Genomic DNA, 11,234 nt, shown 5'->3' with positions numbered 1-11,234 from the left:
CAACAGAGCGGAGCGGTCACTTACTTGATGGCGTTCAGCCACTGCTCCTTGGTGGCCTTCTCAGCCTCAAGCTTGGCCTTCTTCTTCGGATCGGATTCGGCGGCGATCTTCTCGTTGAGCTCGGTCAGCTGAGCGTTGAGCTGCTCCTCGAAGCTGGAACGACGGGCATCGGTTTCCGGATCGGTCTGCTTCCAAGCGGCGTCCTCGATGGCCTTGATCTGCTTGTCCACAGCGTCCAGACGGTTTTCGATGCGGCGCATGTCGTCGCGCGGCACGTAACCGATCTGATCCCACTCCTCCTGAATCTTGGCCAGCTCCTGACGGGCCTTCTTGGCCTCGGCTTCGGTCTTGACCGGAACCAGTGCCTCGGCCTTGACCAGCAGGGCTTCCTTGGCGGCCAGATTTTCCTTTTCGGCGGAGTTCATCTGATCGCGATCGGCCTGACGGGCGTTGAAGAAGGTGTCGGCGGCCTCGCGGAACTTGGCCCACAGCTCGTCGTCCTCGTTGCGGCCGGCGCGACCGGCCTTCTTCCAACGGTCCATCAGATCGTTGAACTTGCGGGAGGTCTCGCCCCAAGCGGTGGAGTCCTTGAGCTCGTTGGCCTCGGCGATAATCGCCTCCTTGACCTCCTTGGCGTGGTTGCGTTCGTTGTCGCGAGCCTGAGCCCACTTGCGGCGAGCCTGGTTGAAGGTGGTGCGAGCGGCGGAGAAACGCTTCCACAGCGCTTCGGCTTCCGGCTTGTCGATACGCACGGTGGTGCGCTGATGGTTCTGCCACTCGTCGAACAGGTTGCGGAACTTATCGGCGGTGGAACGCCAGTTTGTGTTGTCGCCCAGAGAAGCGGCCAGTGCTTCGGCCTTCTCCACAATGGCGGTACGCTCGGCGACTGCCTTGGCCTGAGCGGCCTTGCGGGCCTTGGCGATCTCCGCCTTCTTGGCTTCGCCGGCGGCCTTGAGCTGCTCAAACTGTGCCTTGAGTGCGGCGATGTCGCCCACGACTGCCGGCTCGGCGGTTTCCTCGCCAAGCAGCTTGACGGACTCGTCGATCTCACGCGGCTTGATGTTTGCGGCATTCAGACGGGTGGCCAGCAGATCAAGCTTCGCCTTGAGGTCGAGGAAACGGCGTGCATAGAGGGCCAGCGCCTCTTCCTTGGACACATCCGGGAACTGGCCGACTTCACGCTCGGTTTCGCCGTCCTTGACGAATACGGTGCCGTTGTCGTCCACGCGGCCGAATGCTTCGGCGGCCTTGACATCTGCTTCGGCATAGGCGCCCGGCGTAGTGGTGGGGGCGGCAGCGCGCGGTGCCGCTGCGGGGGTCTTATGGGCGAAAGCGGCGGGGGACGGCGCGTGCGGCTTCGGAACCGAGGCGGGGGACGGCTTGGCCGCACTGGCTTCGGTTGCGGGTATTGTTGCCTGTCCTTCGCTTACGGCGGTGTTCTCGGTTTCGGTGACAGTCTCGTCGGCCATGGCCAGCTCCTTAAAGCGTAGAGTGAGTAAGCGGAAGCGTCTTGTCTATGCCGATTAGCCGGATGTCTCGGCGGCAAATCGGTAAGTCTTTGACGCAACCCTCACCTATTATATTGATTTCGTGGCTAAAGGTGCATCAATATCAGGATTCCCGGAGTGGCTCCCCTCCGAACGTGTTGTGGAGCAGCGTGTCATCGACACGCTTCGTAAGGTTTTTGAGCTCAATGGCTTCATCGGCATTGAGACGCGAGCGGTGGAAACCGGCGCTTCTTTGCTGAAAAAGGGCGAGACCAGCAAGGAGATCTATCTGCTGAGCCGTCTGCAAGAGGTCGGTCATGAGTCGGACACGCCGATTGAGGACCGGCTGGGTCTCCATTTCGATCTGACCGTGCCGCTGAGCCGGTATGTGGTGGAGCATTCCGGAGATCTTGCCTTCCCGTTCAAGCGTTGGCAGATTCAGAAGGTATGGCGTGGAGAGCGTCCGCAGGAAGGCCGTTTCCGTGAGTTCGTGCAGGCGGATATCGATGTGATCGGTGCCGGTGATCTGCCGGACCATTACGAGGTGGAGCTGCCGCTGGTCATGGTTTCCGCGCTGGAGGAGCTTCGTGCATTCGGTCTGCCCAAGGCCACCGTGCATGCCAATAATCGCAAGCTGTCCGAAGGTTTCTATCGTGGACTGGGTCTGACGGATATCGAAGGCGTGCTGCGCGAGATCGACAAACTCGACAAGATCGGTGCCGACGAGGTGGTCAAGCTGCTGGTCGAATCCTGCGGCGCCACCGAGGATCAGGCCCGCGCATGCCTCGAACTGGCCGGCCTGACTGCAGCTGACGGTGCTGAGCTGGCCGCCAAGTTCGATGACCTGTGCGCCGCGCACGGCATCGCTCAAGAGTCCGACGCCTACGTGTTGGCTCGTCAGGGTCTCGACACTCTTGCCATGATTGTGGACGAAGCCGCGGCCATCCGCCCCGGCTCCGTGATCGCAGACCTCAAGATCGCCCGTGGACTCGACTACTACACCGGCTCCGTCTACGAGACCTTCCTCGACGGCGCGGCATCGCTTGGTTCCATCTGCTCCGGCGGACGCTACGATAACCTCGCCTCCCAAGGCAATCGCAAGTATCCGGGCGTGGGTCTGTCCATCGGCCTGAGCCGACTGGTCTCCTATATGCTGCACACCGCCGGCGCACATGCCAGCCGCGTCTCGCCGGCCGCCGTGCTCGTGGCCGTGTGGAATGAGGAGGATCGTCCGGCCGCTAACCGCATCGCCGCTCAGCTTCGCGCCCGTGGCATTGCCACCGATGTGGCACCCACCGCTGCCAAGCTCGGCAAGCAGATCAAGTACGCGGACAAGCTCGGTATTCCTTATGTATGGTTCCCGGCTTCTGCCGCAGACGGTGAGGAAGGTGCCGAACCGTCCGGAGATGAGGTCAAGAACATCGTCACCGGTGAGCAGGTGCCCGCCGATTGCACGTCGTGGGAGCCGGATACTGTGGTTGCCCAGCAATCCGTCGAAATCTGACGTATTCGAGCCCTTTCGAATCATTCGAGTCAAATCGAGGAGAAACAAGATAATGAGCCAGACGGCTTACAGAACACATCATGCCACTGACGTGACCGAGGCCTTGGTCGGCCAGAAGGTCACCCTCGCCGGTTGGGTCGATCGTCGCCGCGACCACGGTGGCGTGGCTTTCATCGATCTGCGCGACAACACCGGTCTGGTGCAGGTTGTCATCTACGACGAGGACATGGCCCGCCCGCTGCGCTCCGAGTTCGTCATCCAGGTCACCGGTGAGGTGCGCCTGCGTCCGGACGGCAACGAGAACACCCATCTGGCTACCGGCAAGATCGAAGTCGTGGCCGAGACCATCGAGATTCTCGCCAAGTCCGACGCCCTGCCGTTCCAGGTGTCCACCGCCCTGGAGAACGAGTCCGAGAACAAGCTTCCCGGCGAAGACGTACGCCTGAAGTACCGCTACCTCGACCTGCGCCGCCCGTCCATGCAGCACAACCTGAAGTTGCGCTCCGACATGGCCAAGGCTGCCCGTCATGCGCTGGAGGAGATGGACTTCACTGAGGTGGAGACCCCGACGTTCATCAAGTCCACACCGGAAGGTGCTCGCGACTTCCTGGTGCCGGCTCGTCTGGTGCCGGGTTCTTGGTACGCTCTGCCGCAGTCCCCGCAGCTTCTGAAGCAGCTGCTCATGGTCTCCGGCGTCGAGCGCTACTACCAGCTCGCCCGCTGCTACCGTGATGAGGACTTCCGTGCCGACCGTCAGCCTGAGTTCACCCAGCTCGATATGGAGATGAGCTTCGTGGATCAGGAGGATGTGATGGCCATGGCCGAGAAGGTTATCGCCGCCATCTGGAAGACCGCCGGTTACGAAGTCCAGCTGCCGCTGCCGCGCATCACTTGGCAGGAAGCCATGGATAAGTATGGTTCCGACAAACCGGATCTGCGCTTCGGCAACCCGTTGGTCGAGCTCACCGAATACTTCAAGGGCACGCCGTTCCGCGTGTTCCAGGCTCCGTACGTGGGTGCCGTGGTGTTCAAGGGCGGTGCCGCAACTCCGCGTCGTCAGTTCGACGCTTGGCAGGAGTGGGCCAAGCAGCGTGGTGCCAAGGGCCTCGCTTATGTGGTCTTTGCCGAAGACGGCGAGCTGAAGGGCCCCGTGGCCAAGAACCTGTCTGAGGAAGAGCGCAATGGTCTGCGTGAGGCCGTGGGTGCCGAGCCCGGCGATGCCGTGTTCTTTGCCGCCGGTTCCCGTGAATCCTCCCAGCTGCTGCTGGGTGCCGTGCGTGTGGAGCTCGCCCGTCGCGAGGGTCTGCTTGACCCGAAGAAGTTCGCCTTCACTTGGGTTGTGGACTTCCCGCTGTTCAAGCCCACCGACGATCCGGACGACGACGATGTGGCGGTCGGCCACTCCAAGTGGACCTCCATGCACCACCCGTTCACCATGCCGAGCAAGGACTGGATCGACAAGTTCGACCAGGATCCGGAGCACGCCATGTCCGACTCCTACGACATCGTCTGCAACGGCGAGGAGATGGGCGGCGGTTCCGTCCGTATCCACCGCGACGATATTCAGGATCGCGTCCTGAACGTGCTGGGCATCTCCCCGGAGGAAGCCCAGGAGAAGTTCGGCTTCCTGCTTGAGGCTTTCAAGTACGGCGCTCCGCCGCACGCGGGCATCGCTCTCGGCTGGGACCGTACCGTGTCCATCTTGGCCGGTGCCGACACCATCCGCGACGTCATCGCCTTCCCGAAGGCCGGTGGCGGTCGTGACCCGCTGACCGGCGCTCCGGCTCCGATCACGGACGAGCAGCGCGCCGAAACCGGTGTCGATTACGACCCGGACGAAGACGAAGACTGAATAATACAGCATTAGCTGCGTTGGCCTTGGTCGCGGTACCCTTGTGCCGCTTCCTTCGGCGCGCTTCGCGTGCCATACGCATTATTCAGTTTTCTGCGAAAACTTAAGTAATGGGCCTTACATGGTTGTGAACCGTGGAAGGCCCATTACTTATATGTATGACTGATATGTATGTCGGCCGCTGCTTATGCCGTCACGTTATCATTGGTCTCGGTCGGTATGGCGAAGCCTGCAAGAAAGGCGTGAATCATGCAGCCCGCAATGCTTACGATGAATGGGATCACCTTTACGTATCCTCACGCTCCGGAACCTCTGTTCGAGAACGTGGACGTGGCGTTTCCCGTCGGCTGGACCGCCGTGTTAGGAGACAACGGCATTGGCAAGTCCACGCTGATGGCGATCGCGCGTGGTAATGCACTGCCTGATGCAGGAACCGTCGCGCCTGATCCGCGACGGATGATCATCGGGTATTGTCCGCAAGACACGGCTGTCGCTCCGGATAATCTGGAGGATTTTGCCGTTGACTGGTCGCCTGAGGCGATTGCCATACGCGATGACTTGGGTGTGGCCGACGACTGGCCGTACCGGTATGCGCAGCTTTCCGGCGGACAGCAAAAGCGATTGCAGATTGCTTGCGCGATGGCAATGCGGCCGGATGCGCTCATCCTTGACGAGCCGACGAACCACGTCGATGCCGAGGCGCGTGAGCACATCATCGCTGCAATGCGCCGATATCGGGGCATAGGCGTTGCGGTTTCGCATGATGTGAAGTTGATCGATGCAACGTGCGTGCGTTGCGTGATGTTCGAACGTCGCCATGTGAGTTCGCGCAATATGACGGTGGTAACCACACTCCGGGGCGGATACTCCGAGGCTTCGCAGCAGGTTGCGCTACGAGACGGCGCGGACACGGCGCGTGCGGATGCGCTGCAACGGGAAGCCGGTCGTTTGGCAGCCGTGAAAGCGCAACGGTTCGCCAAGGTTCAGCAGGTGGAATCACGCAAACAGCACGGTGAACGTATCGATAGGCGGGATCACGATGCCCGTAATCGCCGGCAATTGGCGAAGATGACCGGGCTTGATCGGGGCGTGACTCGCGCCTACAGCCAGTTGGATGGGCGTCTTGCCGCCGTGAAGCGACAAACGGAAGAGATATCGTCGCCGGCCAAACGATACGAAGGCACCATTTGGATGGATATCAAGCCGGCGCATTGCCGCGAGATTGTTCGGCTCGAACCGAGCCTGATTCGGTTTGGAGAAACGGCTGGAGACGACGAACCGATGCCGTCGCTGTGCCATGCGATTCAGACCGGCAATCGTATTCGTATTTCGCTGCCTGAGAATGGTGATACGGCAACGGGGCTCATGATTCCGGCGATTTCGATCGGTCCACGCGATCACGTGGCCGTGACCGGACCGAATGGAGCCGGTAAATCGTCACTGGTGGCAGCGTTGCTTGCTCATGCGGTTGACGTGCCACGCCTGACTATCGCGCAGAACACTACGGATGAGGATCGGAACGATGCCATGAATCGTTTGTTCGCGCTACCGGCCGAGACGCGAGCACAGGTGTTGAACGCATATGCGCGGCTCGATGCGAACCCGGACCGGCTGCTGGCCTCGGGGCGGCCGTCGCCGGGGGAACTGCGTAAGCTGCTGCTGTGCTTGGCGCTGCCGTCCGGCCCGCAGCTGATCGTGCTGGATGAGCCGACCAACCATCTTGACTTGACCTCCAAAAAAGCTTTGGCGCGGATGCTGGCCGAATATCCGGGCGCGTTGATCGTCGTATCCCATGACGAATGGTTTTTGGATCTTGCGGGCTTTGGGCAAGAAACCGTTGCACGATGACAAAGGCCCATAGATAAACGGCCATAAGCAATATATATAAGGGCAACGGTGTTGCCCCATCGTGCCGTCGCTATATTGCTGTCAAAGGCGGTATTCCCATGAACAGGGAATGACTGAAACCGGCGGCATGGTCCTTAGGCTGTTCTTAGGCTGTCTTTGCTGATAACCAGGGATTTGCGAAAGTATGCAGCCGGATGCCATAAATGTGAGTGCGGCACGAGGGGGAATGCATATGACGTTGGAGATTCTGGACTGGCATGACGGGGATCTGCTGGCCAAGCCGGTGTTTGACAAGCTCAACGCACTGGTGGCGGCCGGCGTGCCGGAGTCCAAGATTCTAGGCGTGACCATCAATACGGACGAGGAATCGGATACGGACCTATGGTGCCCGAAGTACGGTATCCCGTTCGAGATCACCGGCAATGTGGTGGTGGTTCATACGCACAAGACTCGAAAAGCACCGCCGGAATTCGCCTCCGCGTTCGTCACGGCGGATACGCGTGCCGATCTGAACGGCGTGGTCAAGCACACGCTGGAGGTGTCCAAGGTGAGTTTCGCGCCGATTGATGCGGCGGTGGAGGCCACCGGCATGGAATCCGGCGGCATGTCCCCGATCGGTCTGCCCGACGGCTGGCCGCTGCTCGTGGACCAGCACATCCTCTCGATCCCGAAGCTGTATCTGGGCTCCGGCATCCGTCCGTCCAAACTCGTGGTGGACGGCTCCATCTTCGCGGACATTCCCGGCGTACAGTGCGTTTCCGCACTGGGCAGACCTCGTGCCTGAACGATCTCACCGCACGACCGCAAACCGGGGCAGTTGAGCGCGTCCGCCGCGCGTCTTGGCCTTTGTCTCACATAGTGACCATTCCATGTCCGGCTGGTGTTATTTCGGTAACACAGTGCCGTTATACTGGCCGCTTATGTCAGAGAAACAAGAAGAAACGCGCCCCGTGACGCCGCTGGTGCCGGGCAATGAGTCCGCAGGCCGACCGCTTGTCGAGCTTACTCACGTCGAAAAGCATTTCGGCGATCTCCACGTCCTCAAGGACATCAACCTCAAGGTCACCAAGGGTGAAGTGCTCGTGGTCGTAGGACCTTCCGGTTCCGGCAAATCCACGATGTGCCGCACCATCAACCGACTGGAAACCATCGATTCCGGCGACATTCGCATCGACGGTAAGCCCCTGCCTCAGGAAGGCAAGGAACTGGCCAGCTTGCGTGCCGAAGTGGGCATGGTGTTCCAATCCTTCAACCTGTTCGCCAACAAGACCATTCTGGAGAACGTGACGCTCGCCCCCATCAAGGTGCGTCATATGGACAAGAAGGAAGCCGAGCGGCTCGCCATGGATCTGCTGGACCGTGTGGGTGTTGCCTCTCAGGCCAACAAGATGCCGTCCCAGCTTTCCGGCGGTCAACAGCAGCGTGTGGCCATCGCCCGTGCGCTCGCCATGCGCCCGAAGGTGATGCTGTTCGACGAGCCCACCTCCGCCCTCGACCCGGAAATGGTCAATGAGGTGCTGGACGTCATGGTCGAGCTTGCCCATGAAGGCATGACCATGATCTGCATCACCCATGAGATGGGCTTCGCTCGCAAGGCCGCCGATCGCATCGTGTTCATGGCCGATGGCCAGATTCTGGAACAGAACACGCCGGACGAGTTCTTCGAGCACCCTCAGACCGATCGTGCCAAGGACTTCCTCTCGAAGATCCTCACCCACTGATTCCGGGGACGATAGCGAGGAAGCAAGGGAAGAGACGATACGAATATGACTGTTACCAATACCATGAAACGGAGGGTCATGCGGGTGGTCGCCGCATTGGCCGCCGTGGCCTGCACCATGTCGCTTGCGGCGTGCGGCCAAGACGAGGCGGGCAAGATCCGCATCGGTATCAAATTCGACCAGCCGGGTCTTGGCTTCAAGAAGTCCGGCACCTATGTGGGCTTCGATGTGGATGTGGCCAAGTATATCGCCAAGAAGCTTGGGTATTCCGAGGATGAGATCATCTGGAAGGAAGCCCCGTCCAAGCAGCGCGAAGCCATGCTCCAGAACGGTGACGTGGATATGATTCTCGCCACCTACTCCATCACCGACGAGCGCAAGAAGGCTGTTTCCTTTGCCGGCCCATACTTCGTGGCCGGTCAGGATCTGCTGGTGCGTAAGGATGATCAGTCCATTAACGGCCCTGAGGATTTGAACGGCAAACGTCTGTGCTCCGTGACCGGTTCGACATCCGCCGCCACCGTCAAGGAGAAGTTCGCCTCCGAAGTGCAGCTTATGGAACAGCCCGGTTACGCCGAATGCGCGACCGCTCTGTTCTCCGGCATCGTGGATGCGGTGACCACCGACGACATCATTTTGGCTGGCCTCGCCTCCGCCTCGCGTGGCAAGCTGCGTGTGGTTGGCAAGCCGTTCACGCAGGAATACTACGGCGTTGGCATCAAGAAGGGCGATACGAAGCTCGCCACCAAGATCAACAACGCCATCGCGGACATGATTCAGGACGGCTCGTGGAAGAAGGCCGTGGCCGACAACACCGCAGGTACCGATTACACGCCTGATGTGCGCTACAACCCGCCCACGCCGAGCGAGGGGGAGGACGCCTGATGAACGGATTCCTGGAACTCTTCAGCCAGTACGATGTGCTGGGCGCTTTCCTGGTCAACATCGAACTGACGCTGTGGAGCGCGTTGTTCTCGCTGGTGCTCGGCGTGATCCTCGTGGTCATGCGCATCTCGCCGATCTCCTCGCTGCGCGCGGTGGCCAGCGCCTACGTAGAGCTGTTCAAGAACCTGCCGCTGACCATCATCATGGTGTTCATGGTGCTGGGTGCCTATGCGCAGCTCAAACTCAGCTTCTCCGATACTTTCGCAACGAATTTCTTCTGGCTGGCCGTTACGGGCTTGAGCCTCTACACGGCGGCCTTCGTGTGTGAATCGCTGCGTTCCGGCATCAACACGGTGCCGCTCGGTCAGGCCGAAGCCGCACGTGCGTTGGGCTTGGGCTTCATGCAGTCCGCCACCGAGATCATCCTGCCACAGGCCTTCCGTGGTTCTGTGGCACCGCTCGGCAACACGCTGATCGCATTGCTCAAGAACTCCACCGTGGCCGCCGCGGCATCCGTCTCCACCGAGACGTCGTCGCTGATGAGCGAGATGATCGAATTCCGACCGGACGTGATCATCCAGATCTTCCTGATCTTCGCGTTCGGTTATGTGATTCTGATCATTCCGATCGGCATGCTCACCACGTACCTGTCCAACAAGCTCGCCGTGAGGAGGTGACGTCATGGCCGATACTTCGAATTCCGTGCTGTTCGACGCGCCCGGTCCCAAGGGCCGCCGTATTATCCGCACCGCCAACTGGGTCGCCGGCTTCATCGTCGCCGTGCTCGTGGTGCTTATTCTGATGCGTTTGCACAATCCGCCGGACGGTGAGAACCAGCTCAGCTGGGAGCTGTGGAAGCCTGCCGTGGAACGTGAGGCGTGGACCGATTTCTATCTGCCGGGCCTATGGATGACCGTCAAGGCCACGGTTGTGGCCGTGATCGGTGCAGTGATTTTCGGTCTGGTCTTCGGCATTGGACGACTGCTGCCGAACCCGCTGGTGCGTGGCGTATCCGCCATTATCGTGGAGTTCTGCCGCGCCGTACCTGTGCTGTTGCTCATGATCTTCTTCTGGCGGTGGTTCGCATTCGCCGGCCTGCCGAGCCCCTCATATTGGGCCGTGGTGCTCGCCTTGGTGCTGTACAACGGTTCCGTGGTGGCTGAGCTCGTGCGCTCCGGCGTCGGCAACCTGCCCAACGGCCAACGTGAGGCTTCGCTGGCATTGGGATTGACCGAATCGCAGTCCCTGATGGAGATCGAGGTGCCTCAGGCCGTCTATGCCATGCTGCCGGCCGCCGTGACCCAGCTGGTGGTGGTGTTGAAGGATACCGCGCTCGGTTCGATTATCATGTACACCGATCTGCTGCAGGAATCGCGCCGACTCGGCTCGATGTATTTCAACATTCTGCAGACGCTGGTCATGGCCGCGGTGATCTACTTCATCGCATGCTGGCTGCTGTCGCGTCTTGCCGAATGGCTGCCGGAGCGTATGCAACAGCGTACGGCCGCGCCTGCCGAACCTGAGCCAGTCGCGCCGATCGCTGCCGGCGATGCCTCCAACGTGAACCAGATCGCCGTGGCCAAAGAGGTCGAGGAACTGCCGTTCGGCGGTGCGCCGCGTAAGTATCATGTGCATCACCGTGGTACCAACGCTTCGATTCGCAACTGGCGTAAGACCAAGTACGAGCAAGGGTACGACCCCACGCAGCCTGACTCTCAGATCAATCCGGAAACAGGCGAGTTTCCGGTGTTTCGTAAGGCCGAGCAAAAGCGCAAGCCGAAGGAACTGAAGGCGCATGGCGGTGAGGAAGAGCACAGCGATCGCACTGGTCATGTCGACCCCATGCCGAAAGTCGAGCGCACGTTCAAACACGGCAACGACATCGGCAAAGGACACACGAATCTCGGAGGCCACTCCAAGATCTGACGGCGATACGC

General features: G+C 60.5%; 9 protein-coding genes. 8 read left to right on the top strand and 1 reads right to left on the bottom strand.

Features of this window, described 5'->3' with window-relative positions; genetic code table 11:
* Window positions 1–20: 20 nt before the first annotated feature.
* Window positions 21–1,469, bottom strand: coding sequence for a DUF349 domain-containing protein (locus CUU80_RS04105; protein ID WP_100496097.1), 1,449 nt, complete (start codon window positions 1,467–1,469; stop codon window positions 21–23).
* A 121-nt stretch (window positions 1,470–1,590) separates the two neighbouring features.
* Here CUU80_RS04105 and hisS point away from each other — a divergent pair, with 121 nt between their 5' ends.
* From hisS to CUU80_RS04065, 8 genes are all read left to right on the top strand, one after another.
* Window positions 1,591–2,991, top strand: a complete 1,401-nt coding sequence (gene hisS, locus CUU80_RS04100; protein ID WP_100496096.1) for a histidine--tRNA ligase — start codon at window positions 1,591–1,593, stop codon at window positions 2,989–2,991.
* Window positions 2,992–3,043: 52 nt separating this feature from the next.
* Window positions 3,044–4,843 (top strand): aspartate--tRNA ligase, encoded by a 1,800-nt coding sequence (aspS, locus tag CUU80_RS04095; RefSeq protein WP_100496095.1) that lies wholly within the window; start codon window positions 3,044–3,046, stop codon window positions 4,841–4,843.
* A gap of 249 nt (window positions 4,844–5,092) precedes the next feature.
* A complete protein-coding gene (locus CUU80_RS04090; protein WP_243388627.1) occupies window positions 5,093–6,691 on the top strand; it encodes an ATP-binding cassette domain-containing protein in 1,599 nt (532 codons plus the stop codon).
* Window positions 6,692–6,923: 232 nt separating this feature from the next.
* Window positions 6,924–7,475 carry a YbaK/EbsC family protein gene (locus CUU80_RS04085; RefSeq protein WP_100496384.1) on the top strand — a complete coding sequence of 184 codons (552 nt, stop codon included), beginning with the start codon at window positions 6,924–6,926 and terminating at the stop codon, window positions 7,473–7,475.
* A 136-nt stretch (window positions 7,476–7,611) separates the two neighbouring features.
* Window positions 7,612–8,412, top strand: a complete 801-nt coding sequence (locus CUU80_RS04080; RefSeq protein ID WP_100496383.1) for an amino acid ABC transporter ATP-binding protein — start codon at window positions 7,612–7,614, stop codon at window positions 8,410–8,412.
* A gap of 45 nt (window positions 8,413–8,457) precedes the next feature.
* Window positions 8,458–9,297: a glutamate ABC transporter substrate-binding protein gene (locus CUU80_RS04075; protein WP_100496094.1), complete on the top strand. Its 840-nt coding sequence runs from the start codon at window positions 8,458–8,460 to the stop codon at window positions 9,295–9,297.
* Complete coding sequence (locus CUU80_RS04070; RefSeq protein ID WP_100496093.1) at window positions 9,297–9,974, top strand: amino acid ABC transporter permease; 678 nt, start codon at window positions 9,297–9,299, stop codon at window positions 9,972–9,974. Before CUU80_RS04075 ends, CUU80_RS04070 begins: the two co-directional genes overlap by 1 nt.
* A gap of 4 nt (window positions 9,975–9,978) precedes the next feature.
* Complete coding sequence (locus tag CUU80_RS04065; RefSeq protein ID WP_243388625.1) at window positions 9,979–11,223, top strand: amino acid ABC transporter permease; 1,245 nt, start codon at window positions 9,979–9,981, stop codon at window positions 11,221–11,223.
* Window positions 11,224–11,234: the final 11 nt, after the last annotated feature.

It is taken from the genome of Bifidobacterium scaligerum, assembly GCF_002802865.1.
GTDB lineage: Bacteria > Actinomycetota > Actinomycetes > Actinomycetales > Bifidobacteriaceae > Bifidobacterium > Bifidobacterium scaligerum.
Note: the sequence above shows the minus strand (reverse complement) of the source record. Positions and strands in the feature narration are given on the sequence as shown.

What these genes read in the sequence shown, in the direction of transcription:
- CUU80_RS04105 (WP_100496097.1), bottom strand. Translation starts at nt 1,469, where the DNA reads ATGGCCGACGAGACTGTCACCGAAACCGAGAACACCGCCGTAAGCGAA.
- aspS (WP_100496095.1), top strand. Translation starts at nt 3,044, where the DNA reads ATGAGCCAGACGGCTTACAGAACACATCATGCCACTGACGTGACCGAG.
- CUU80_RS04090 (WP_243388627.1), top strand. Translation starts at nt 5,093, where the DNA reads ATGCAGCCCGCAATGCTTACGATGAATGGGATCACCTTTACGTATCCT.
- CUU80_RS04085 (WP_100496384.1), top strand. Translation starts at nt 6,924, where the DNA reads ATGACGTTGGAGATTCTGGACTGGCATGACGGGGATCTGCTGGCCAAG.
- CUU80_RS04080 (WP_100496383.1), top strand. Translation starts at nt 7,612, where the DNA reads ATGTCAGAGAAACAAGAAGAAACGCGCCCCGTGACGCCGCTGGTGCCG.
- CUU80_RS04075 (WP_100496094.1), top strand. Translation starts at nt 8,458, where the DNA reads ATGACTGTTACCAATACCATGAAACGGAGGGTCATGCGGGTGGTCGCC.
- CUU80_RS04070 (WP_100496093.1), top strand. Translation starts at nt 9,297, where the DNA reads ATGAACGGATTCCTGGAACTCTTCAGCCAGTACGATGTGCTGGGCGCT.
- CUU80_RS04065 (WP_243388625.1), top strand. Translation starts at nt 9,979, where the DNA reads ATGGCCGATACTTCGAATTCCGTGCTGTTCGACGCGCCCGGTCCCAAG.